The 24,082-nt window shown below is 39.6% G+C and carries 27 protein-coding genes; 13 read left to right on the top strand and 14 right to left on the bottom strand.

The features are described 5' to 3' along the window. Nucleotides 1-30: 30 nt before the first annotated feature. The 4 genes from mnmE to hemE are packed head-to-tail and all read right to left on the bottom strand — an operon-like array spanning nt 31 to nt 4,101. Nucleotides 31-1,356, bottom strand: coding sequence for a tRNA uridine-5-carboxymethylaminomethyl(34) synthesis GTPase MnmE (gene mnmE, locus QVL57_RS02935; RefSeq protein WP_290075588.1), 1,326 nt, complete (start codon nt 1,354-1,356; stop codon nt 31-33). Between the two features lie 2 nt (nt 1,357-1,358). After that, entirely contained in the window at nt 1,359-2,630 is a 1,272-nt protein-coding gene (gene rho, locus QVL57_RS02930; RefSeq protein WP_290075585.1) for a transcription termination factor Rho, read from the bottom strand. 11 nt (nt 2,631-2,641) lie between these two features. Continuing rightward, the gene (locus QVL57_RS02925) at nt 2,642-3,079 is read right to left on the bottom strand and encodes a CopD family protein (RefSeq protein WP_290075583.1); all 438 of its coding nucleotides are present in this window, start codon (nt 3,077-3,079) and stop codon (nt 2,642-2,644) included. Continuing rightward, nucleotides 3,073-4,101, bottom strand: coding sequence for a uroporphyrinogen decarboxylase (hemE, locus tag QVL57_RS02920; protein WP_290075581.1), 1,029 nt, complete (start codon nt 4,099-4,101; stop codon nt 3,073-3,075). Before hemE ends, QVL57_RS02925 begins: the two co-directional genes overlap by 7 nt. Before the next feature lie 281 nt (nt 4,102-4,382). Here hemE and QVL57_RS02915 point away from each other — a divergent pair, with 281 nt between their 5' ends. Genes QVL57_RS02915 through QVL57_RS02890 form a run of 6 tightly spaced genes read left to right on the top strand, consistent with a single transcriptional unit; the run spans nt 4,383 to nt 10,610 of the window. Further along, on the top strand, nt 4,383-5,201 hold the full coding sequence (locus QVL57_RS02915) for a pyruvate, water dikinase regulatory protein (protein WP_290075580.1): 819 nt from the start codon (nt 4,383-4,385) through the stop codon (nt 5,199-5,201). A 13-nt stretch (nt 5,202-5,214) separates the two neighbouring features. Continuing rightward, nucleotides 5,215-5,796 carry a Maf family protein gene (locus tag QVL57_RS02910; RefSeq protein ID WP_290075578.1) on the top strand — a complete coding sequence of 194 codons (582 nt, stop codon included), beginning with the start codon at nt 5,215-5,217 and terminating at the stop codon, nt 5,794-5,796. After that, nucleotides 5,793-6,614: a shikimate dehydrogenase gene (locus QVL57_RS02905; protein ID WP_290075576.1), complete on the top strand. Its 822-nt coding sequence runs from the start codon at nt 5,793-5,795 to the stop codon at nt 6,612-6,614. Before QVL57_RS02910 ends, QVL57_RS02905 begins: the two co-directional genes overlap by 4 nt. A 1-nt stretch (nt 6,615) precedes the next feature. Further along, complete coding sequence (coaE, locus tag QVL57_RS02900; protein ID WP_290075574.1) at nt 6,616-7,233, top strand: dephospho-CoA kinase; 618 nt, start codon at nt 6,616-6,618, stop codon at nt 7,231-7,233. Next, nucleotides 7,220-7,924 carry a DNA polymerase III subunit epsilon gene (gene dnaQ, locus QVL57_RS02895; protein ID WP_290075572.1) on the top strand — a complete coding sequence of 235 codons (705 nt, stop codon included), beginning with the start codon at nt 7,220-7,222 and terminating at the stop codon, nt 7,922-7,924. Before coaE ends, dnaQ begins: the two co-directional genes overlap by 14 nt. After that, nucleotides 7,905-10,610 carry a DNA polymerase I gene (locus tag QVL57_RS02890; protein ID WP_290075571.1) on the top strand — a complete coding sequence of 902 codons (2,706 nt, stop codon included), beginning with the start codon at nt 7,905-7,907 and terminating at the stop codon, nt 10,608-10,610. Before dnaQ ends, QVL57_RS02890 begins: the two co-directional genes overlap by 20 nt. Here the strand turns inward: QVL57_RS02890 and QVL57_RS02885 are convergent. The 7 genes from QVL57_RS02885 to QVL57_RS02855 form a co-directional block, all read right to left on the bottom strand. Next, complete coding sequence (locus tag QVL57_RS02885; protein WP_290077371.1) at nt 10,607-11,353, bottom strand: endonuclease/exonuclease/phosphatase family protein; 747 nt, start codon at nt 11,351-11,353, stop codon at nt 10,607-10,609. The genes QVL57_RS02890 and QVL57_RS02885 overlap by 4 nt on opposite strands. 1 nt (nt 11,354) lies before the next feature. Next, nucleotides 11,355-12,143, bottom strand: a complete 789-nt coding sequence (locus QVL57_RS02880) for a Bax inhibitor-1/YccA family protein (RefSeq protein WP_290077369.1) — start codon at nt 12,141-12,143, stop codon at nt 11,355-11,357. 573 nt (nt 12,144-12,716) lie between these two features. Continuing rightward, nucleotides 12,717-13,175 carry a signal peptidase II gene (gene lspA, locus QVL57_RS02875; RefSeq protein ID WP_290077368.1) on the bottom strand — a complete coding sequence of 153 codons (459 nt, stop codon included), beginning with the start codon at nt 13,173-13,175 and terminating at the stop codon, nt 12,717-12,719. Further along, on the bottom strand, nt 13,172-13,978 hold the full coding sequence (locus QVL57_RS02870) for an RNA methyltransferase (RefSeq protein ID WP_290077367.1): 807 nt from the start codon (nt 13,976-13,978) through the stop codon (nt 13,172-13,174). The genes lspA and QVL57_RS02870 overlap by 4 nt, the downstream gene beginning before the upstream one ends. After that, nucleotides 13,959-14,870: a class I SAM-dependent methyltransferase gene (locus tag QVL57_RS02865; RefSeq protein WP_290077366.1), complete on the bottom strand. Its 912-nt coding sequence runs from the start codon at nt 14,868-14,870 to the stop codon at nt 13,959-13,961. The genes QVL57_RS02870 and QVL57_RS02865 overlap by 20 nt, the downstream gene beginning before the upstream one ends. Then, nucleotides 14,854-15,144, bottom strand: coding sequence for a LapA family protein (locus tag QVL57_RS02860; RefSeq protein WP_290077365.1), 291 nt, complete (start codon nt 15,142-15,144; stop codon nt 14,854-14,856). The genes QVL57_RS02865 and QVL57_RS02860 overlap by 17 nt, the downstream gene beginning before the upstream one ends. Next, complete coding sequence (locus QVL57_RS02855) at nt 15,145-15,426, bottom strand: HU family DNA-binding protein (RefSeq protein ID WP_290077362.1); 282 nt, start codon at nt 15,424-15,426, stop codon at nt 15,145-15,147. It abuts the gene before it with no gap. Between the two features lie 91 nt (nt 15,427-15,517). Between QVL57_RS02855 and QVL57_RS02850 the strand changes: the two genes are divergently transcribed. The 3 genes from QVL57_RS02850 to QVL57_RS02840 are packed head-to-tail and all read left to right on the top strand — an operon-like array spanning nt 15,518 to nt 17,606. Continuing rightward, nucleotides 15,518-16,444, top strand: a complete 927-nt coding sequence (locus QVL57_RS02850) for a hypothetical protein (RefSeq protein WP_290077361.1) — start codon at nt 15,518-15,520, stop codon at nt 16,442-16,444. Between the two features lies 1 nt (nt 16,445). Next, nucleotides 16,446-17,168, top strand: a complete 723-nt coding sequence (gene lptB / locus QVL57_RS02845; RefSeq protein WP_290077359.1) for an LPS export ABC transporter ATP-binding protein — start codon at nt 16,446-16,448, stop codon at nt 17,166-17,168. 18 nt (nt 17,169-17,186) lie between these two features. Further along, nucleotides 17,187-17,606, top strand: a complete 420-nt coding sequence (locus QVL57_RS02840) for a hypothetical protein (RefSeq protein WP_290077357.1) — start codon at nt 17,187-17,189, stop codon at nt 17,604-17,606. Here QVL57_RS02840 and QVL57_RS02835 read toward each other — a convergent pair. Further along, entirely contained in the window at nt 17,599-18,294 is a 696-nt protein-coding gene (locus tag QVL57_RS02835) for a hypothetical protein (RefSeq protein ID WP_290077355.1), read from the bottom strand. The genes QVL57_RS02840 and QVL57_RS02835 overlap by 8 nt on opposite strands. A gap of 218 nt (nt 18,295-18,512) precedes the next feature. Between QVL57_RS02835 and QVL57_RS02830 the strand changes: the two genes are divergently transcribed. Together QVL57_RS02830 and QVL57_RS02825 are read left to right on the top strand one after the other, a co-directional pair. Further along, nucleotides 18,513-19,175 (top strand): XRE family transcriptional regulator, encoded by a 663-nt coding sequence (locus QVL57_RS02830; RefSeq protein WP_290077354.1) that lies wholly within the window; start codon nt 18,513-18,515, stop codon nt 19,173-19,175. Nucleotides 19,176-19,196: 21 nt separating this feature from the next. Further along, on the top strand, nt 19,197-19,811 hold the full coding sequence (locus QVL57_RS02825; protein WP_290077353.1) for an OmpA family protein: 615 nt from the start codon (nt 19,197-19,199) through the stop codon (nt 19,809-19,811). Between the two features lie 27 nt (nt 19,812-19,838). Here the strand turns inward: QVL57_RS02825 and QVL57_RS02820 are convergent, their stop codons facing one another. After that, complete coding sequence (locus QVL57_RS02820) at nt 19,839-20,939, bottom strand: NAD-dependent epimerase/dehydratase family protein (RefSeq protein WP_290077351.1); 1,101 nt, start codon at nt 20,937-20,939, stop codon at nt 19,839-19,841. Nucleotides 20,940-21,031: 92 nt separating this feature from the next. Between QVL57_RS02820 and lepA the strand changes: the two genes are divergently transcribed. Continuing rightward, on the top strand, nt 21,032-22,840 hold the full coding sequence (gene lepA / locus QVL57_RS02815; RefSeq protein WP_290077349.1) for a translation elongation factor 4: 1,809 nt from the start codon (nt 21,032-21,034) through the stop codon (nt 22,838-22,840). Here the strand turns inward: lepA and nth are convergent. Further along, the gene (gene nth, locus QVL57_RS02810) at nt 22,816-23,487 is read right to left on the bottom strand and encodes an endonuclease III (RefSeq protein WP_290077347.1); all 672 of its coding nucleotides are present in this window, start codon (nt 23,485-23,487) and stop codon (nt 22,816-22,818) included. The genes lepA and nth overlap by 25 nt on opposite strands. A 119-nt stretch (nt 23,488-23,606) precedes the next feature. On the opposite strand from nth, the gene QVL57_RS02805 reads away from it, so the two are divergent. Continuing rightward, the gene (locus QVL57_RS02805; protein ID WP_290077346.1) at nt 23,607-24,065 is read left to right on the top strand and encodes a hypothetical protein; all 459 of its coding nucleotides are present in this window, start codon (nt 23,607-23,609) and stop codon (nt 24,063-24,065) included. Nucleotides 24,066-24,082 lie beyond the last annotated feature (17 nt).

Below are 24,082 nucleotides of genomic sequence, written 5' to 3'. Positions count from 1 at the left end.
AATTCTCACCAATGTTTCACGTGAAACATTTTATTTGCCAATACAAAATTGTGAAAAAACTATATCTAAAATGTTTTCCACATCGATTTTACCAATTATCTTACCTAAATCGCTAGCAGCTATACGTAAATACTCTGCTCTAATTTCTGTAGGTAGATCTATTGATGCTATAGCAAGATCCAAAGAATCCAGTGTTTTTTGTAAAAGTTCAATATGTCGTTGCTTAGCTGGAATGATAGTACCATATTTAGGCAAATATTCAAGCAGATATAGTTCCAAAGCTTCACGCAATCGCGCTATACCTATATCATTTTTAATGGAGATAGCAAAGTTCTTGCTACATTCTGGGACATTTAGTAAGTTAATATTAGTTTTATCTATTTTATTATTAATAAACCAAATAGGTGCGCTAATTTTTGGAATATTTACGGTAGATTCACCTGTGGCATCGTGAATGTAAAATACAATATCTGCATTTTGTAATTGATCCAAGGCTTTATTTATACCAATTTTTTCAATTTCATCCTCTGTATCCCGCAAGCCAGCTGTGTCAAACAAAAACACTTCCACTCCGTGCAAAATTAATTTACCTTCAATTACATCCCTAGTAGTTCCAGCTTGTGGCGTTACTATAGCTAATTCTCTACCGCATAATTTATTGATTAAACTTGATTTACCAGCATTCGGTGGACCGATTATAACAATTTTTAATCCATTTTGCATGATATTACTGATTTTTACAAAGCTCAGATGAGTTCTTAATTGCTTGGCTAAATCTGCTATATTTTGCCAAATCTTATTATTGTCAAAAGCAGCTATATCCTCTTCAGTGCTAAAATCTAATTCTGCTTCTATAAAAGCCATGGCTTTTAGCAAAAGCTCCCGCCAATTGGCATATAATTGTGTGGTTTGCTTAGAGGCTCCTAAAATACTTAATCTACGCTGACTTTCTGTTTCTGCTTCTAATAGATCGGCCAAGGATTCGGCTTGTACTAAATCTATTTTGCCATTCATAAATGCCCGACGTGAAAATTCACCTGCAAATGCCTGTCTAGTATTTTTATAGAAACTGAGTTCTGTTAAAAAAGCTGCAACAACAGCTTTAGAGCCATGTAAATGAAATTCTGCACAATCTTCGCCAGTAAAACTATTTGGGGCAGGGAAATAAGCAACCATGCCGTAATCTAATATTTCATTTGTTGCTGTTTTAAGTGCAGCATAATGCATATAGCGCGGTTTGATAACTATATTAGCTGTGATGGATTGTACTATATTACGAGTATTTGGCCCGCTTACACGAATAATAGCTATAGCACAGGGCAAACTACCGCTAGAAAGCGCATAGATAGTTTCCATTTTTATTGTCTATTATTCATAGACTCAAAGAATTCAGCATTATTTTTTGTTTGCTTTAGTTTATCAACTAAAAATTCTAAGCTTTCCATAATACCCATTGGATTTAAAATACGACGTAGCACAAAAATCTTTTGCAATTCTTGGCGATCTACCAACAAATCTTCTTTTCTGGTACCGGATTTTAAAATATCTATAGAAGGAAAAACTCGCTTCTCGGCAATTTTACGATCTAATACTATTTCACTATTACCTGTACCTTTGAATTCTTCAAAAATAACTTCGTCCATACGGCTACCTGTATCTACCAAGGCAGTAGCTATTATAGTTAGCGAACCACCTTCTTCTATATTACGAGCAGCCCCAAAAAAACGTTTTGGCCGCTGTAATGCATTTGCATCAACACCGCCAGTTAACACCTTGCCAGAAGAAGGTATAACAGTATTATATGCCCTACCCAAACGCGTTATAGAATCTAGTAATATTACAACATCACGGCCTTGCTCTACCATACGCTTGGCTTTTTCTATAACCATTTCAGCCACCTGCACATGTCGAACGGCTGGTTCGTCAAAAGTAGAAGACACAACCTCGCCCTTTACTGAGCGCTGCATATCTGTTACTTCTTCTGGACGTTCATCTATTAGCAAAACTATCAGATAACATTCAGGGTGATTTTCTGTAATTGAATGGGCGATATTTTGTAGCAAAACTGTTTTACCAGTACGTGGTGGCGCTACTATTAATGAACGCTGCCCCTTGCCCAAAGGCGCTACTATATCTATCACTCGAGCCGACATATTGCGGTTATTACCAGTGTCAATTTCCATTTTAAAGCGCTCGTTTGGAAAAAGCGGCGTTAAATTGTCAAAATGGATTTTATGTCTAGTTTTTTCCGGTATTTCATTATTAATTGTAGATATTCTTGAGAGTGCAAAATAACGCTCGCCATCTTTTGGCCCTCTTATCGGACCTTCAACAGTATCTCCAGTTTTTAAAGAGAATTTGCGTATTTGCGTTGGAGAAATATATATATCGTCAGGACCGGGTAGATAATTTGCATCTGATGAACGAAGAAAACTAAAACCATCCGGCATAATTTCTACTACACCACGGCCAATAATCTTTATATCTTGCAAGGCTAATTTTTTTAAAATCGCAAACATAAGTTCTTGCTTACGCATTACACTTGCATTTTCTACATCAAGCTCTTCTGCAAATGCTAAAAGCTGCACCGGATTTTTATTTTTTAGAGTTTGAAGATCCATCTCGTTCATTATTTGATCCCTTATAGGGGTTTAAATATAACTACAAAAACTGCAATTATCATTAATATTGTAGGAATTTCATTGATAACTCGCCAAGCTTTTTCGCTTAGCTTATTTTGGTTTATTTGAAATTGTTTATATGAATAATACAGAAACAAACTAAACGCTATTAATAAAAAACCCGCTAAAAATTTTATATGTAACCAAAGACCAGTAAGGTCGTAAATATATTTACCCAATAAATATCCTGTAATAGCGCAGCCAAGCATGGCCGGTACCAGAATATAGAAAAACAAGCGTTTTTCCATTATTTTAAACGTTTCTGACTGTTTAGAATCAGAAATAGCAGAGCAATGATAAACAAAAAGTCGTGGTAAGTAAAGTAGGGCAGCCATCCAAGAAATTACAAATATCATATGCAAGGACTTAATCAACAAATAATATTTTACTATTAGCATATATTATAATTTCTAACTTTATTTATCAATAGCTCTACATTTGCCAGTGGCGTTTGCGGCAATATACCATGTCCTAGATTAAAAATAAAATCTTTATTTGCTAAATTCAATAATATTTCATCGATTGCCTGTTCTAGAGACTTACCGCCAGAAATTAAACATAATGGATCTAAATTGCCCTGTATAGTTATTTTATCTTGTAGCTTTTTTAACGTAGAAAAATCAGCACGCCAATCTACGCTTAAGCCGTCAATAGAAATTTGCTCAACATAAAGTGACATTGCTGTAGAATCTATTCCTTTAGGAAAAACTATTATAGGAATATCAGGATAAAGCTTTTTTACTAAATTAATCAATTTGGCAGTAGGTTCAATGCAATATTGTTGCAATTCTTTTTGGCTCAAGATACCAGCCCAAGAGTCAAAAATTTGTATTAAATTAGCACCAGCTTTAATTTGCTCAATAAGGTAAAGCGCAGAAAATTGCGTTAGAAGATCAAGCAACTGTAAAAATTCTTTTTTATGTTGCATAGAAAACAAGCGGGCTGGGGCTTGATCTGGGGTCGATTTACCAGCAATCATATAGCTGGCCACGGTCCATGGTGCACCGCAAAAACCTATAACATCTTTATTTGCTGGTAAAAATTCACGCAACATGGAAACTGTTTCAAAGATTGGTTGTAATTTTGCTAAGTTTAAATGTAAATCTTTAGTACTAAGCGAAACTATTTCATTGAATGTTATTTTTTGTAATTTTGGTCCAAAATCTGGGATAAATTCTAGATTAAAACCTAGAGCATGGGGAACAACCAAAATGTCAGAAAATAAAATGGCGGCATCAAAATCAAAGCGCTTTATCGGCTGTATAGATATTTCAAAAGCTATTTTGCTATTATAGCATAAATCAAGAAAGCTATTTTGCTGGCTACGCAAAGCACGATATTCTGGTAGATAACGACCAGCTTGGCGCATAAGCCAAATAGGGGGGGATGAAGAGCGAGCTTTTTGGAAAAGTATGGACATGTAAAGATAATATAATAATAAAAGATATTAATATATATATTATTATTATTTTTATTATAGCCTGTGATTAAGTCGAATAATTTTTTTTTATAAATATTTGCTGCGGTTAAGATAATATAAAAATATAGCTATAGCAATAGGTTATAAAAAATTATTGATATATTATCAACTTGTTAATAAGTTTTTCTTATGTTAATTATTTGTTAATAACTTTTAGAGTTATACATGGGCTTAATAATTTATTAACAGAATCTTAATCTTTTCCACAGTTATACATAGTTATGCACAAGCAAGACACAGCTTTTAATTTACATCTTATTTCTGACGCTACTGGCGAAACATTAATCTCGCTTGGCCGAGCGGTTGCTGCGCAATATAGTAGTGAATATAGGGTAGATGAGCATATTTATATCATGGTGCGTAATCGTGAACGCTTGACTAAAGTTATAGAGAATATAGCAGCTAATAAGGGTATTGTGTTATATACTATGGTTAGCCAAGAATTATCGCAAATTCTCGAAGCGGCTTGCCAACAATTATCTGTGCCTTGTAGCGCGGTGTTGGAACCTATATTTGCAGCTTTTCAAGATTATTTCAAAGTTCCGGCAATACGCCGTGTTAGCGCACAACATGTCTTGAATGAAGAGTATTTTAAAAGGCAAGAAGCTTTAAATTATAGTTTGGCTCATGATGATGGACAGCTGCCAGGTGGTTTAGCCGAGGCAGATATAATTTTATTGGGTATTTCACGTACTTCCAAAACTCCGACTAGTTTATATTTGGCCAATCGTGGTTTTAAAACAGCAAATATACCAATTATCTTAGATATGAAATTGCCTGCAGGTTTTTTTGCAGCAGAATCAGCTTTGAAAATTGGGTTAATTGCTCGGATAAGTCGTATAGCCTCTATTAGAAAAAATCGACCTTTGGGCAGTATTGCTGCTATTGAGCAATATAGCGATCGGCGCTTTATTCATAAAGAAATGATGTATGCCAAACAAATTTATGATAAATATAATATACCTATTATAGATGTTACTAACCATTCGGTAGAAGAAATAGCCACTAATATTTTGGCTATACGTAAAATCTATAGCTAGGGGGGGATATTATATGAGTAAATTGATTTTAGCCAGCCAAAGTCAAATACGTTGTGAATTGTTGAAAAATGCTGGCGTAGAATTTTGCGCTAAAAAATCTAATATTGATGAGCGAGCTTTTGATGAAAAATTGTCTGGCTTAGCCGTAGGGCAGCAAGCTTTGCAATTGGCTATAGCGAAGGCTATGGATGTTTCAAAAGCTCATCCAGATGATTATATTATTGGCTGTGACCAAATGTTGGAATTTGAAAATAAGCCAGTGCATAAGGCAAAATCGATTGTTGAAGCTAGTATTAGACTAACAGCTTTTAGCGGTAAAAGCCATTTTTTACATAGTGCGGCGGTTTTGGTAAAATCTGGCAAGGTTTTATGGCAAATAGTTAAGCTTTCTAGCTTGAAAATGCGTGATTTAACTAGCCAAGATATCAAAAGCTATTTGCAGCAAATTGATAAGGATACCATTTTTTCGGTTGGATGCTATCAAATTGAAGGTTTGGGGATAAATCTTTTTGATGCTATTGAAGGTAATATGTTTGACATTATGGGGCTGCCACTTTTAGAGTTATTGGCGATATTACGGGAGTATAATTTATGAAACGGGTTTTTTTACTAGGCAGCAATATTGAAAATTCGCTTTCGCCTTTTATTCACAATTATTGGCTAAAAAAATATCAATTAGATGGGTCTTACGAAGCGCTTCCGATGAATATTGCACAAGCACCAAATTTTTTGCGTAATTTTGCCAAGCAGGGTTTTGTCGGTGGTAATGTTACAATGCCTTTTAAGAAAATGGCTTATCATCTTAGTGATAAGACAACTGCAACAGTTAGTGCAGCCAATTTACTTTGGATGGAGGATGGCGCTATAATTTCTGGTAATAGTGATGCGTATGGTTTCCATAAATTATTAGCTTATAACGGTTTAGGAAAACTTAAACCTGATGCGCGTAGTCGTTCGGCTCTGGTATTAGGTTCAGGCGCCACTAGTAAGGCAGTAGTTTCTGTGTTAGCTGCCAAAGATTATTTTATTTATATTGCTAGTAGAAAAGTAAAAGAAAGCCAAGAGATAGGTTATAATATATCTCAAATACCTTATTGGGATATTGGTTCTGATTACGCTATGATTATTAATACTACACCTTGTACAATGCAAAATTATGATAGTACAGAGTTTTTAGAGCTTTTAAATTTGCCAAAAATTGCTAAATCTAACAATAGAATTTGTATAATAGATTTAGCATACGTACCATTTCAAACAAAATTATTAGAGCAGGCGCAAAAGCTAGGTTTTGAACAAATGGCAAATGGTATGGTAATGCTGCTAGAACAAGCAGCTTATGGTTTTGAAAAATGGTTTGGAGTAATGCCAGAGGTAACTCCAGAACTTTTAGATATTTTACAAGAGGTGTTGTAGAATGAAAGTAGCTATATTAACTGGCTCTATAGCAATGGGAAAAACCAGCATAGCTAATTTAATGCGCTCTAAGGGCATTCCAGTATTTTGCGCCGATTCTTGTGTGCATGAATTATATAAAACGCCAGCTATTGTAGCGCAAATAGCCTGTATGTTTGGCGATGTTATAGAAAATGGCGTGGTTAATAGGCAAAAATTGGGTCAATATATTTTATATGATCTTGAGGCTAAGGCAAAATTAGAAAAATTGATTCATAGCTATGTTCGGCTCAATGAAATAGAGTTTTTAGAGCAAGAGCAAAAAAAGCAATCGCCGATTAGCGTAATAGATATGGCGTTGTATTTTGAAAATGGCGCCGTTAAAAAAATTGGTGACTATGAAATAGAAGCAGTTATAGTAGTAACCACAACGCCAGAGCAGCAGCGCAAGCGGGCTTTATCTCGCGCTGGTATGAGCGAAGAAAAATTAAATAGAATATTGTCGTTGCAGATGGACTCTGTAGAGAAAATTGCACTTGCTGATTATGTAATAGATAATTCCGGTAGCCTAGAATATGCAGAGCGGCAGATAAATGCAATATTAGGCGTGATGGAAATAGAAAATTATGCAAAAGGGTAAGATAGAAATAGTTCTTGATACCGAAACTACAGGGCTGGACAAGCGTAGCGATAGGCTTGTAGAAATTGGCTGTGTTAAATTACTAGATTATGTAGAAATTGACCAATATCATCAATATATAAATCCTGGTTGCCATATTCCAGAAGAAGTAGTAAAAATTCACGGCATTACCGATGAATTTGTTAAGGACAAGCCTAATTTTCAGTCTATCGCGTTGAGTTTTTTAGAATTTATTGGTAGCCATAATATTGTAGCCCATAATGGTTTTTTTGATTTGGGCTTTCTTAATGAAGAATTACGGCGTGCGAAATTACCAAAAATCGACAATGAGCGTTTGATAGATTCTTTAAGCCTGGCCAGGCAGAAATTTCCTAATCAGCCTAATAAATTAGATGATTTATGCGCGCGCTATAATATTGATAATAGCAAAAGGGTTTATCATGGTGCTCTATTAGATGCCCAGCTATTGGCAGAAATATATGTAGAATTATCTGATGCACGTCAGATAGGCATGGATATTTTTGGCGAGCGCCCAGTAGATGAAGCAGCATGGCTAGAGATAAAAGAGCAAATAAATACCAGAGCAAAAAAAGCATTATCTTTGGCAGAAATTGCCCAGCATAGAGAGTTTGTAAAGCAGCTAGGGGCAAATTCACTGTGGGAGCGATATTATGAATCTAAACAAAAATAGTCATGTATGTTTAATTGACGGTTCTGGCTATATTTTTCGCGCTTATCATGCTTTGCCAGCGCTAACGCGAAAAAAAGATGGGCTACCAATTGGTGCCGTAGCTGGCTTTTGCAATATGCTATATAAGTTTCTTTGTGACATTAAGGCTACTGCGTTGCAGCATAGGCCAACGCATTTGGCGATAATTTTTGACCATTCTAGCGATACTTTTAGAAAGCAATTATATCCGGAATATAAAAGTCACCGACCAGTACCGCCGGGCGATCTTATTGTGCAATTTGCGATAATTCGTAAAGCCGTTGCTGCTTTTAATATTGCCATGGTCGAAAAACCGGGTATGGAGGCTGATGATATAATAGCTACCTATGCTGCCCAGGCGGCAGCTCAGGGGGCCAAGGTTACTATCGTTTCTAGCGATAAGGATCTAACCCAGCTGGTTGATAATAATATTAGTATGTATGATGCCGCAAAAGATAAAACGATAAATAGAGAGCAGATAGTGGAAAAATGGGGTGTAGGCCCCGAGCAAATGGTTGATTTACAGGCTCTAATTGGCGATTCTAGTGACAATGTACCAGGAGTAAAAGGGGTAGGAGTAAAAACGGCCGCTAGCTTGCTGCAGCTTTATGGCAATTTAGAAAATATCTATGCTAATTTAGAGGCGATATCGTCAAAATCTTTGTTAAAGAAATTGCAAGAGGGCCAGGAAAAAGCTTTTCTTTCTAAGCAATTGGTAAGTTTAAAGCGCGATGTTGAGCTAGAGCAAAATTTAGAAGATTTTATTATAATTGGTTGGCAAGATAGCGAGCTAATTGGTTTTTTAAAGGGCCTAGAGCTGAATTCTCTATGCCGACGTATTGCCAGCCATAATGATATCGATTTGCAAGCGATTGATGCTTGTGAAATTGATGTTAAGTGGCAAAAAGCATCAGCAACAGAAGAACAAACTGCAGAAGATGCGCCTGCCACCCCTATGAGCTTAGTGCAGAGCTTGCAGCTAAAATATACAAACCTGCCAGCAGAATCTATTGATCTTGCCACTGCTGAGGAAATAACTAAATTATTTAGCGCCATACAGCAGAATTTAGTCTTTGCCATTTATTGTAATGCGGACACTATTTACATCGCCCTTGATGAAGAGCAAGCCTATAGCTTTGGTTATGATATTTGTGATGCGCAGCAAATGCGGGTTTTGCTAGAAGATGAAGCGATTTTAAAAATTTCGCATGATATAAAATCTCAACTATCATTATGGCAAGAAAAATTTGGCCCAGGGATAAATTTGCAGTATTATGATGATGTTATGCTCATGGCCTATGTGCTTAACACTAGTGCAAAATGTGATCTAGCCGCTCTAAATACGCGCTTTTTAGCAAAAGCTGATTTACCAGTAATTACGCAAATTTATAGATTGCATCAGCTTTTGCGACCTTGGATGGTAGCAGAGCAGCAAAATTATATTTATGAAAGTTTAGAAAAACCAATGATCCGCGTATTGTACGATATGGAGCAAGCGGGAGTAAAAATAGATATTCAGCTTTTGGCTGATCTTTCGGCACAATTTGCTATCAAATCTGCAGAGCTAGAAAAGGTAATTTATAACTTAGCTGGGCAAGAATTTAATTTAGCCTCGCCAAAACAGATGTCAGAAATATTATTTGGCAAATTATTACTGGGCTCGGGTAAAAAAACTAAATCTGGCCAATTATCTACCGATATAAAAGTCTTAGAAGAATTAGCGGCAAATGGCTATGAAATCGCAAATGCCATAATAGAATGGCGGCAAATAAATAAGCTAAAAACCACTTATAGCGATGTTTTGCCAAAATGTGCCGACGCGCAAGATAGGGTACATACCAATTACTTACTGGCGGCTACTACTACAGCCAGGTTAGCTTCTAGCGAGCCAAATTTGCAGAACATCCCCATACGTACGCTTGCTGGACGAAAAATACGCCAGGCTTTTATAGCGCCAGAGGGTAAGATTTTGTTGTCTGCCGATTATAATCAAATAGAGCTGCGTTTGCTCGCCCATATTGCCAAGGTTGAACCCTTGCTACAGGCTTTTGCCCAGGCCCAAGATATTCACGCCCTTACAGCGGCCAAGATTTTTAATATTCCGCTAACTCAAGTAACACCACAAATTAGACGCCAAGCAAAGGCTATTAATTTTGGTATTATTTATGGCATTTCTTCTTTTGGCTTGTCACGGCAATTGCAAATTTCGGCTGTAGAGGCACAAAACTATATTAAAACTTATCTTGAACAATTTAGTGAAATTAAGGATTATATGCAGCAAACGCGTGAGTTTGTTCATAAATATGGTTATGTTACTAATCTCTTTGGGCGTAAGATTTTATACAGTAGTTTAGCCAGTGCTAAAGGTGCCCTGCGGGCAAATTTGGAGCGCGCTGCGATAAATGCTCGCATTCAAAGCAGCGCAGCAGATGTTATAAGGCGGGCTATGATAAAAATGCCCGCTGCCTTGGCAGCCGCAAATTGTAGTGCAAAAATGCTATTGCAAGTACATGATGAATTGATATTCGAGGTAGAGCAGGGTGATGAAAAAGCCAGTGCGGCGACTATTCAAAAAACTATGGAAGAGGCAATGCAGCCGATTTTAGAGCTAAGCCTGCCGTTAAATGTAGAAATCGGCTTGGGCCAAAATTGGGATAGTGCGCATTAGCTAGCCATAGCATCTATTTCTATAGGTTGCTGCGTAGATGGCTGCAAATGCACCCTTGCCTTGATTGGCAAATGGTCAGAAGCTGTTTTGGCTAGTTTGCTATTATGAATAGAAGTATAGAGCAGCATATCTTTTTTAGAGGCAAAAATACGGTCTAGGCTAAAAATAGGATACCGTGCTGGAAAGCTGGCTTTGTGGCTGGGATGTAGGTGAAAATGGTCGGTTAAGGAATGCAGGGACGAGCGTGCATTTTTGCGCCATTCATTAAAATCGCCAATCAGAAAGCTGGGCATGGCATATTTGCGCTCAAATATCTCTAAGATAGTTTTTACCTGGTCTTTGCGGCTTTTGTGTAGCAGGCCAAAATGGGCTGAGATAACACAAAAACAAATGCCCAGTTTTTTAAAAATAGCAAATAGTGCCCCTCTGGGTTCAAGGCCTGGCAATTCTATTTGCTCAATGGTAATAAGCTCAACATTTTTGTAGAATATTGCATTGCCATGCCAGCCTAGGCTTGCTGGTTTTTTGGTTTTTAATGGCGCATAATATAGCCCAGTTTCTTGCTGCAAATAGATCGGGTCTATTACTGTTTCCCTTTTGCCAAAGCGTTTGTCTACCTCTTGCAATGCTATTATATCGGCATCGCATTCTTTGATAACCGCCACTATGCGTTCGGGGCTGAACACACCGTCGACCCCGACGCATTTATGGATATTATAGGAGGCAATTGTTATCTGTGGCATGCTATCTGTCGCGATTTGAGCCCATTATTTGCAAAAGAGATACAAATAAATTGATAAAATCTAAGTAAAGATTTAACGCGCCCATTACAATTTTGCGCCCCATTGTTTCGCTATTGTCACCTGCATAGTAAAATTCTTTTATTACTTGTGTATCATAGGCAGTAAGGCCAGCAAAAATTAACACACCTAATATGCTCAAGCCAAATTGAAAATTGGCAGAATGAAAAAACATATTAATCAGCGAGGCAATTACTAAGCCAAACACGGCCATGATTAAAAATGTACCCAACGGCTTAAGGTCATGCTTTGTAGTATAGCCATAAAGCGAAAGTGCGCCAAAGCTAGCAGCACTTAGCAAAAAGCTCTGTGCTATTGCGCCCTGGCTATATACTAAAAATATAGAAGATAGCGAGGCACCAACCAAAGCAGCATAGCCCAGAAAAATACCGCGCGCGGCCTGTGTGCTAAGGCTGTTTATTCTAAAGCTAAGAAAAAAAACCACCCCAATCGGCGCTAGCATAATTAAATAACGCAATGGGCTTAGATAAAGGGCGCGACCAAATTCGGTAAGGGCTAAACCCTGGCCTTGGCCCAGATTGATTATTTGTGTGGAAGTGGCTGGGTTGGAAGCTATGCTTAAAGATGCGATAATATAAGCACTAAGTGCCGTAACTAGCAGGCCCAGGCCCATTAATGCATAAACGCCTACCATATAATTACGCAACCCTTGGTCCACGGAAGCATCCGCGCTAACCACTTTCATATTTCTAATATTGCTGAAATCTTGCATGATCACTCCTTCAAGTTATAATCCATATAATATAACCGATTCGGGTATAATTTTGTTAATATTTTTTAATATATATGGTTGTACTCGCAAAAGGTTGCAAATTTATTTAATTATAATAACAAAGCGGCTTTTCGATTCGCATCTTCGCCATTATTTGAATCATAGTAAAAGGCTTTGGTTTTTTCTAAATTTTTAACAATAAACCACGCGACGAATAGAATTACTATTTTATACCATAATATCTCTTTAGTCGTTAGCGAATCTATTTTATCACGTAAAATATTTCTTAGGCGGAACCATATAATGCTCCCTATAACGTAATTTATTATTAGTTCTGAACCTAGAACTATTGATTCATTATACACAGGATAGTTGCAACAAATAATAAAAAAGCCCCAAAATATAATAGCGGTGAAGGAGGCAACGAAAAAGTTTAAAGCGCGTAGGGCATATAGCTTGACTAGCCACTGGTTTAGGCTAGGGTCGCCTTGATTGCTGATTGCGTCATAGTAATACCTTTATTTTGTAAATAATTTCATATATCAAATATATTTTTAGCATGTCAAGCTATGTTTATTCTTTTGGCTTGAGCATTTCGTGGATGATTATACACAGGGCACCGATGGTGATGAAACTATCGGCTAGGTTAAAAATAGCAAATCTAAAAATATTTGGCACATGAAAATAGATAAAATCCACCACATAGCCTAAGCGCAGGCGGTCGCACAAATTGCCCAGAGCGCCGGCTATTATCAGCACATAGCCGATTATGCTGAGGATGTGCGTGCTTTTTGCTAGCATATAGGCCAAAAACGCTATAATCACCCCTGTGCTTAAACTTAGCAGCCAAGCGCTATTTTGCTCTAGCAAAGAAAAGGCTATGCCAGTATTGCGGCTATAATGCAATGCTAAAAATGGGGTTAAGTTTATTGCCTCGCCGGGGGCAAGCAGATGCGTTATGGCTATTTTGCTATATTGGTCTATTAGCAAGAGCATTATAATATAGGGGGTTTTTAAAAATAGCTGTTTCATAATACATCACGCTTTATTTCATAGAGCATAAGGGCGGTGGCGATGCTTAGATTTAGCGAGTCGGCCATGCCCGATTGGGGGATTTTTACAAGATGCTGGCAGCTTTTGGCTAGGTTTTCGCTCAGGCCTTGGCTTTCATTGCCCATCAATAATAGATTGATTTTATTATTATAATCTAATTTTCGATAATCTGTTTGCGCGGTTAGATAGGTGCCGATGGTATGAAATTTATTTTTGCTAATGAAATTTATAAATTCCTCTTCACTTGCCTTATATAACTCTATGGCAAAAATTGACCCCATAGTGGCCCGCACTGCTTCTACACTAAAAGGGTCGGTAGTTTCGCCTATTAATATTAGTTTTTTTATGCCTGTAGCATCGCAAGTGCGGATAATTGTGCCTAGATTTCCAGCATCACGAATACGGTCTAAGGCTAGATAGGTTTCATTCGCCTTTGCTTGAAATTTTGCCAAGGAATGCAAACGTTGCTTAAAGCTAGCCAGGACCATTTGTGGATTATCGCGTCGGCAAATATTGCCTAATATCACCTCGCTGGTTTGAATTATTTGGGCGCCTTGCTCTAAACTTTTGCTGATGGTTTGATTTAGCAAATTGGCATTTTTTGCCTGTGCATTGGCAAAGAGAAGAGTAGAAATTTCCCAACCTTGCTGCAATCCAGATAGCACTAGCTTTAGCCCTTCTGCTAGAAATAATCCGCTTTGGCGACGATATTTTTTTAAAGCCAGCGTTTTTAAAGCTTTTATACTAGGATTCGCGGTGCTGTTAATGGTTTTTATATTCATGATTTATAATAAAACGACTAAATAGTGAGGTAGATAGGGCACGCTTCGTATTTTCTTCACGCAAGATAAGCTCGCCTGATTCGACATTTGCTTGGCCAAAAATTTCTTGCATTAAGCGCTGTAGCGTTAGATAAGAAGCTCGAATGGAATAGGCTGTTAGGATAACTCCTAGGCCGTTTTTATCCAGCAGCTCGCGGCATAGGCTTAGCAAAGCTGGTAGATCTTCGAATAATTGCCAAATTTCACCCTTATTGCCACGGCCATAGGCTGGTGGGTCAAGCAGAATTAAATCATATTTATTATTGCGCCTGGCTTCGCGCTGGGCAAATTTTGTTGCATCTTCGGTTATCCATCTTATTGGCAAATGGTTTAGCCCAGCTATTGCTTGGTTTTCTTTGGCCCAGGCAATGGCACGTTTTGAAGAATCGACATGGGTAACCTGCGCCCCTGCATTTGCTGCAATAAGGCTGGCCAATCCGGTATAGGCAAATAAATTTAGGGTTTTGGCACCTGGCTTTACGCGTAGTAGTTTTTCTATAAAGCACCAATGCGCTTCTTGCTCGGGGAAAAAGCCAATATGCCTGAAAGAGGTAAAGCGGCCAAGAAATTTCATAGAGCCGCGTTGCAAAACAAAACTAGGTGCCAGGGCGCTTTTGGGAAAATGCCACCGGCCTACGCCTTCTTCTTCGGTATTTCCAGTAAATTCTGCGTCAATATCCTGCCAGGCCTTGCGATCTAAGCTCGGTTGCCAGATAGCTTGCCCTGCGGGGCGTATTATTTTATAATTTCCGCAGCGCTCTAATTTTAGTTTATTTCCACTATCGAGCAGGCTATAAAAGCTTGTTGGCGAAGTTTCTAGCAATAATGGCGCTAGGTCAGTCTTTTGTAACATCTAATAATTGTAAGTTTTTTCTGCTGTTGTGTAATTTGCGAAACTCGCGCTTATAGCCATAAAGCTTAATCCACCAGATAAGACCGCTTAAGACAAAGCCCAAGGCAAGACTGCCGATAAGGGCTAGGCAAAGGGGCAGGCTAAGTGTGGCGCTTGTTTGCACAAAGGGGTTGAAATGAATAGTAATTATTTGATTATTGCTAGAGATAAAGCCTATTAGAAATATACTAATGGGTAGCAAAAATAGTGTATAGATGATATTTTTTAGCTTCATTTATTTCTCATTTAGGGTTTTTACCAAAACTTTGCTTACGCGAAAAAATGGTACTAATTTGGGGCCCACATGGATTTTTTCGCCCGTGCGCGGGTTCATTGCTTGTTTGGCGGCGCGCGCTTTTGTGTAAAACACGCCAAAGCCACGCAATTCTACTCGGCCGCCATGCATTAGGGTTTCAGAGATTTTTTCAAAAAAAACTTCTACTATACGCTCGGCTTGGTAAAGGGTGAGATGTGGCTTTTTTTTGGTAATTATTTTAATCAATTGTGATTTTAGCAATAGCCTCTCCTTTAAGCTTACTATATATTAAAGCTGCAATGGCGATAGGGCTATTGTAGTAGAAAAATATCTAAATGCAAATGGAAGTTTTATGCAGTCTCTTTCCCAGCAATATGCCAAGGCTATACGCCATAATAAAAGGGTGCGAATCTATCGCTGGCTATTGTTAGTTTGCGCTGTGCTGGTTTTTGTAGCTTTTGCCACTGCGATGCTTTACCCTTATATTAAGCGCCACATGGTGGCAGAGTTTGTTGTGCAAAAAAGCCTGCTGCAACGTATGCATAAAAGTTCTTTAATGCGTGATGCTAAGCTCAAGGATTATAGCCGGGGAGCTGAGTTATATGATTTTAATGTTGGGGAGGTTGTGCAGGATTATAGCAATAAGCATGTTACCAAGCTTAAGGATATAAGTGGTCGCTTTATTTTAAGTTCTAATAGCTGGTTAGATCTTAGCACCAAAGAGGGCGTGTATGACGATAGTTTGCGATTATTTCGTTTGCCTGGTCAGATTAGCCTGACTCTGGACAATGAAGGGGCCAAAATCTATGGTAATTTGCCAAATGCTAGCATAGATGTTGCTGCAAAATCTTTGCAATCAACAGGCGGGGTAAAGGTAAATAATGATATGATGCAGCTAACAGCCCAGGCCTTGCAGATATCAGATAGCGGTAAAAATTTGCTATTTACGGGGGCTATACAGCTTAGCTTGGATGACAAAAAATATGGTAAAATAACGATAACAGCAGATGAGTTGCGAATTTTGCCAATGTTACAATTATTGCATTTTTCTAGCCATGTAATGGCAAAATTGCATGGGGATATTGTAAAAAGTGATATGATGCAGCTACATTATCTTAAAGCTAGCCATGATGTTGATAAAATATTTGCCAGTGGCCATGTATATTTAAAGCATAATAACGAGATTGCGCGGGGCTGTAAATTGCAAATGGACGTAAAAAATGGTACGACGAAATTAGATAGTTGTGCTGTGCAAGCTAGCATAAGTTTGGGTAATTAATATGGCTATATTGCGGGCAAAAGATTTACGAAAAACCTATAATGGTCGCGTGGCTGTAGATGGCGTTTCTTTTCGCGTTGGCTCTGGAGAGGCGGTTGGGCTTTTGGGTCCAAATGGCGCTGGTAAAACTACTAGTTTTTACATGGTAACCGGGCTAATAAAAAGCGATAGCGGGCAGATTTTGTTGGATGAATATGATTTAACCCCTTTTGCTATGTATAAGCGCGCGCGTTTTGGCATTGGTTATTTGCCGCAAGAAAGCTCGATTTTTCGCGGGTTAAATGTGGGCGAAAATATCCGCGCGGTGCTCGAGCTTATTGAGAAAAATAAGCGTAAGCGGGAAGATTTGATAGATGAATTATTGGCAGAATTTAAAATATTGCATTTAAAGCATAGCCCAGCCCTTGCGCTTTCTGGCGGGGAGCGCCGCCGACTTGAAATTGCCCGGGCCTTGGCTTTGCGGCCTAAATTTTTGCTATTAGACGAGCCTTTTGCGGGCGTGGACCCTTTAGCGGTGAGTGATATAAAGCTACTTATTAAGCATTTGACAAAGCGGGATATTGGCGTTTTAATTACTGACCATAATGTACGCGAGACGCTTTCTATGGTAGACCGGGCATATATTATGCATGGGGGCAAAGAGCTGGCGCATGGCGACGCTGCTTCTTTGGTGGCTAACCCGGAGGTGCGCCGATTTTATTTGGGCGAGGATTTTCGCCTATAATAGGGAAAAATTTATGTTATGAATATAATAGCTTCATTAGTTTTTTTAATTCTATTCGTGCTGGGCGTTTATGGGTTTTTGTTTATAGCATTTTTGGGCTTGGCAAATTGGCTGCTGCATAGTTGGGGTTATTTTTCGGTAATAGATTTTAAGTTAGTTTTTGCTACTGCTTTGTGCTTTTTGGCTGGCTGGCTTGGGGTTAGTTTTATTATTAGCCGCTTGGTTTATTTTGCTTTACGTAGCTATGGGCCAAAAAGAGCAGCAAAAATTGCTGAAATTACCTTATTTGCTATGTTTCATATTTTCGCCATGCCAGTTTTATTTTGGCGTATGTTTGTGCAAAATTATACTCCCTTGCGGCGGTATTACCGAGCGCGGCTAAAAAAGCTGGCGCGCCGTAAAAGGCAAAACCTTAGTGCGGCGCAGGATTTTAGCTAGCTTTGCTTTTGGTTTGTGGCGTAAATGAATTATCGCGGCTTAAGACTAATCTAAGATTTGCTGATTTTTTACCCCCAAGTTTAATTGGTGTATTGTGCATATGCGGAGAATAGGCATTTTGAAAAAAATGGTGATGCAGGGCATTTAGGCTTATGCGCAAGGCGCCCAAAAGATGTGGCAGCTCTAGATTTTCTAATACGCCATATTGAATGGCAGCAAAGAGATTTTCAGAGCTATATTTTGCTTGCGCGTCTTCGATTACTTTGTTGGTTAGCTCAAATTTTCTGGTTGTTTTAATCGCCCATTGGGTGTAGCTTGCGTCGTCTTTTATGTAAGTTTGGTCTGTTTCATTGTCGTAATGTGCGGCGGGGGACAAAATTGCTTTGCGATAATTATTGTATAATTTTAAATAATGCTCGGCAGCTTTATATTGCGGCTCGCTTAAGCCACGCCCGGCGCCTAGAAAAGACAGCCGACCAACCCAGCTTTGCGAGCGTGGGTTTTTTGCTTGGTCAAAGCTTAAGTTGAATTTTTGGGCGCGAATTTTTATAGCTAGCTCATCGCTGTTGTGTTTGGCGCGCGAAACTCGCCCATTTGGCTCGCGTAAGGCGCCCTTGATTCTGGGTCTGCCCCTTGGTTTTAATTTCTTGCCTTTACATGTTTCGGTTGTTTTTTCTATTATTTCCATGTTATGATCTCTTAAGTTATGTTAAAGCTTTGTTAAATATCTGAGTATAAAATCAACTCCTCTAAGCTGTAATCATATTAGGTAAATTTACCGCATTGTGCAAGGAAAAAATTCCTAAAATGGGACGATTTGTAAAAATCCCCCGGTAAATGCGGCTTTTTGGAGTATAAATTTTTTAAGATATTTTTAATAAATGTCAAAAATTAGAATTTTGAGAAATGAATATTGCGGCAAGGATAGAGAGCAGGTTAAAAATTTTGCATAAAAGCGAAAGGCAGGCTTGTCTGGAAGCTGGATTGAGCGATTCTTTTATACGAAATATTCGTGTTGGTAAATCGGTTAGTCCGCGTATAGATACCTTAGATAAATTAGCAGTGGTGCTGCAAACTAGCACGGCCTGGTTGTGTGCAGGGCAGGATGCTGTAGTAGAAAATGGCAATGCTATTATCCAGCAAGGGGTAGATTTTCTAGAGCAACACTCGCTATTGCAGGTATATGGTCAAGCTGTGGGCGGTAGCGAAGGGGAATTTATTCTAAATGGCTCGCCTTTATATGATGTGCTTTGCCCACCTAGCTTAAGCAACACCGTGGGTGCCTATGCCGTAGAAATTGTTGGTGATTCGATGTCGCCCCGCTATGAAGAAGGCGAGATAGCCTATATAGACCCACTGCACCCTATTCGCCGCGGCGATTATGTGGTGGTGCAATTAAAAGATAATGGTAGCGACGCGCCCCATGCTTTTATTAAGCGTTATTTGTTTAAAACCGAATATGAGTTGGTGTTGGAGCAATTTAATCCCCCTAAGCGTATAAAATTTCCGCTGGGGCAAGTAATTTCCATGCATTATGTGGCCATGGCCGGGGCTCGGGGCTCTGTGTGATAGTTAATAAAGGAGAAAAATATGCAAAAGAGTAAAATTCAGCTTCTATTATATAGTAGTGTTATGTGTCTGGGGTTAAGCGCTTGTGCTAGAACCAATGCTGGCTATGACCCCATGGCTTATGACGCCGCGCAAAATCCAGTTTTGCAGGCCACACAAGCAGAAAAAGCTGTTAATGTAAAAGATTTTAGCTGGCCGACCAATCCATATGATGATAATTATGCCCATGGCGGCGAAAATCTAGGCACTAGTGGCTATGATGTTAAGATAGATAAGGTTTTGCCAGCAGATAAGAGCTATTTTACCGCGCAAATAGGTGATGTAATACATTTTGACTTGGATTCTATAACGCTAAATGAAGAAGGCAAGAATCTGTTACGTTTGCAGGCACAGTGGATAGCGCAGCACCCACATAAATTATTGATTGAAGGCTATGCCGATGAACGCGGTACCAGAGCCTATAATATCGCCCTAGGCGCAAAAAGAGCTAGCGCTGTGCGAGAATATTTGATGCAGATTGGTATACCAAGAGCCACGATTAAGACTGTGTCTTATGGCAAGGACCGCCCGGCTGCTGTATGTGGTTCTGAGCGCTGCTGGTCGCAAAACCGCCGTGCAAAGATTGTATTGCGCTAAGGGCGTCTGCTAGATAGGGCTAGTATTTTATCTAGCCCAGTCTGGCGTTGTGTCTTCTGCAAATTGTCCATAGGGGCGTAAATGCCATAGATAGGATGGCGTAATAGCTGCTAGGCTATGCTGCTCTATTTGCGCCGCTTGCAATATGCGCCCTTCTTTTTTTGCCTCAATGCTTACCATGCTGGGCATAGACAAGGCCTGAACATCTGCCCTATTTAATAGCTGCGTGCAAAAGGGAATGTTTTGTGTAAAGCTGAGCAAGGCGCTGAGCATAGCGCTGCTTTGTTGGGTTAGATGTTTTACCTTGCGCGGACGTTTTATTGTTTTTGCTATGGTTTGTATGATTTCTTCTTGGGTGAGTTTTTCTGGTCCGCCTAACTCGAAACATGCCGCATCGATGACATTATTTAGCAAATCACTTTCTAACAGCCAGGCAATAAAATTAGCAATATCGCCTACATAAATTGGCTGGTGTCTTATGTCTTTATTGCCAAATACTGGCAGGCTAGTTGTAAAGCGTGCTAGATTTGCCAAATGGGTGAATGTTTTGTCGCCAGGGCCAAATACTAGCGATGGGCGTAATATTATAGGGCTATTATGAGCATGGCGCACCGCATCTTCGCCAAAGGCCTTGGCTATGGCTTGCGCGTTGGCGTTGCATTCTGCTTGTTGTAGAGAAGAAAAATAGATAAAGCCTATGCCTAATTTTTGTGCAATTTCTGCTACAAATTTAGCACCCTCGACATTAACCTTGTGATAGCTGTTGGCACCATGAGAAGAGCTGCCATTGGCGGCAAAGATAACTGCGGCAGAACCCTGGATAAGCGATGTTATGCTGGAGCGGCGCAAAATATTGGCAGAGACGCATTGAACCTGGCCAACATCACCAAACTGCATTAACTCATAAGCGCGGCGGGTATTGCGTGCTATAATTGCTACGCGATAGCCCAAATTGCAAAGTTTTTTTGCTATTGCCTTGCCTATAAAGCCAGTGCCGCCTATAATGGTGACTAGTTTAGGTTGCTCAAACAAGGCTTTGCGCCGCGATTCTATGCTGTTTGGGGTGAATTTAGTGCTGTTTAAAAGCTTGATTATGCTTTGTAGATTTTCGCTAGATTGAGGCTGCATTTTTACTCCATCTAATAATGCTATTGCTTAGATTAATATATTATATTATTTTATGTTTGTAAAAATAAAAATTTCTCTTTAAGAATGTATATATGACCGAAGTAAAATTAGCCAATATCCGTAATTTTGCGATTATTGCCCATATCGACCATGGTAAATCTACTTTGGCCGACCGTTTGATCCAGCTAACTGGTGGGTTAGAAGAGCGGGAAATGAAGGCGCAAATCTTAGATTCTATGGAGATAGAGCGCGAGCGCGGCATTACTATTAAGGCACAAACGGTGCGCTTGGTGTATGAGGCGAAGAACGGCAAGCGCTATATTTTGAATTTAATGGACACACCGGGCCATGTTGACTTTGCCTATGAAGTTTCGCGCTCATTAGCGGCCTGCGAAGGGTCTTTGCTTGTGGTAGATGCCTCACAAGGGGTGGAAGCGCAAACCTTGGCAAATGTTTACCAGGCCATTGATAATAATCATGAAATTGCGGTGATTTTAAACAAGGTAGATTTGCCCGCGGCGGATGTGCCAAGGGTAAAAACGCAAATAGAAGATGTAATAGGTTTGGACACCTCACAAGCGGTAGAGATTTCTGCCAAGACGGGGCTGGGTGTTGAAAATGTATTAGAGGCAATAATTGAGCAATTGCCAGCACCAAAAATTGGCGACATAAATGCACCGCTAAAAGCTATGCTTGTAGATAGTTGGTATGATTCTTATCTGGGTGTGATTGTTTTGGTGCGGATTATTGATGGGGTATTAAAAAAAGGGCAAGTAATTCGTATGATGGCGGCGGATGCGCGCTATCCTGTAGAGCGGGTTGGAGTTTTTTGCCCCAAGATGGTTGCGGTGGACTCACTCGGCCCTGGGGAAATAGGCTTTATTACCGCCTCTATTAAAGAGGTTGCGGATACACGGGTGGGCGATACGATAACAGAAGATAGGCGTCCTTGCGAAAAAACGTTGCCCGGGTTTCGCTCGGCGCAACCAGTGGTTTTCTGCGGTATTTTTCCCATTGACGCAGCGGATTTTGAAAATCTACGCAGTGCTATGGGTAAGTTGCGCTTGAATGATGCTAGTTTTAGTTTTGAAATGGAGAGCTCGGCTGCGTTGGGCTTTGGCTTTCGCTGTGGGTTTTTGGGCTTGTTGCATCTAGAGATAATTCAAGAGCGGCTTTATCGTGAATTTGGGTTAGATCTTATTGCTACTGCGCCTTCGGTGGTGTATCAAATGCTCATGCGCGACGGTAGCGTTAGGGAGATTCACAATCCTGCAGATATGCCAGATATTATGCAGATTCAAGAGATTCGAGAGCCGTGGATTAAGGCAACGATTTTAACACCAGATGAATATTTGGGCGCTATATTGAAATTATGCATTGACAGGCGTGGGTTGCAGCGCGACCTTTCCTATGTTGGTACGCGCGCTATGGTTAGTTTTGAGCTGCCTTTGGGCGAGGTAGTGTTTGATTTTTATGACAGGTTAAAATCTCTGTCTAAGGGCTACGCTTCTTTTGACTATCAATTGGCTGATTATCGCGCTGGTGATTTGGTAAAAATGTCTATTTTGGTAAATAGCGAACCAGTGGACGCTTTATCGGTATTGGTGCATAGAAGTGCAGCGCAAAAGCGCGGCCGTGCGATGTGCGAAAAGTTAAAAGAGCTAATTCCGCAGCATATGTTTCAAATACCGATTCAAGCAGCGATTGGCGGCAAGGTAGTAGCGCGCGAGACGATAAGGGCGTTGCGCAAGGATGTTACCGCAAAATGCTATGGTGGGGATGTAACGCGTAAGCGTAAATTGCTAGATAAGCAAAAAGAAGGCAAGCGCAAAATGCGGCAGTTTGGCCGGGTGGAAATACCGCAAGAAGCTTTTATTCAAGCCTTAAAGATGGATGATTGATTGCAATCTGCTGGGCATAAATCAGCAAGGAAACATTGCTCGCATAGGGCTTTGCGTGCTTTGCAGATATAGCGGCCATGTAGAATTAGCCATAGATGGCTATTTTTTATATATTGTTTGGGAATAATTTGGGCAAGCTTTTGCTCTACGCCAATTGGGGTGGGTGCTGGTGCAAGCTTTAGCCTATTGCTAAGGCGAAATATATGGGTGTCGACGGCGATGGTGGGCTGGTTGAAGGCTGTGTTGAGCACTACATTTGCGGTTTTGCGGCCTACACCAGGTAATTGCACTAATTCTTCGAAGCTAGACGGCACGATGCCGTTGTGCTTTTGCAGTAGTTGCTGGCACAGGGCAGCAATATTGCTGGCTTTGCTGCGCCATAGACCAATGGTTTTTATGTAATTTTCTAACTCGCTTAGCTTGAGCTGCGCCATGGCTTGTGCATTATCGGCCTTTGCGAATAGCGCTTTTGTGGCTTGATTCACGCTTTTATCGGTAGCTTGTGCCGAAAGCAACACGGCTATTAATAGCGTAAAGTTATTGGTGTAATCTAGCTCGCCTTGGGGGTTTGGATTATGTTGCTCAAAGCGCTGAAAAATTTCTAAAATCTGGGCCTGGCTAAGGGGTGTTTTGTTGTGATTTGTCATAATATAATTTCGTCTAACCTACTGAAATAAATAGCTATTTTATGGCATATTTCATTTTGATTGACAATGACAAACAAATATAATTAAATGACAGCTAATCTTAGATTGGATTTTAGCGCTTGTGGTTGCCCTATAGATATAAATCGGCATTGGGCTTTGTCTTTCTTGAGCCTTGCTTTGAGCTTTTATTTTTAGTTTTGCATAATTTTGTGTTTTACCATATTGCTGGCTTGCAGTTTGGCGGGGTTTCAATTGGCGCCTTGTTGGCTTTTTTATATAAATTTCATTTGTCGAATATGTATATAGAGCAATATCTAGTTATGCTGCCCATTGCGGCTTGCTTAGGCTTGTTTATTTTTGCACGCCAACTTGCTGGCGCTTTTGTTCAATTAAAGCATTTATTATTAGCGGCTGCTTATATGTGGCTGCTACTTTGCGCTATGTTACTGCTGGGTAAATATAGGATTTTGCATGTTTTTAGCTGGCCTATGTTTATTTCTTGGGGTCTGAGCAGCTTATATTGGTTTAGCTCGGTGAGTTTAAGCTGGGCTGTACTGGTAATAGCGCGTTTATTATAATTTAAAATTCTTAAAAT

Origin of the sequence: Bartonella sp. TP (genome assembly GCF_030406085.1) — a bacterium.
Lineage (GTDB): Bacteria > Pseudomonadota > Alphaproteobacteria > Rhizobiales > Rhizobiaceae > CALTWN01.
The sequence above is the reverse complement of the archived record's forward strand: the minus strand, read 5'-3'. Positions and strand labels throughout refer to the sequence as shown.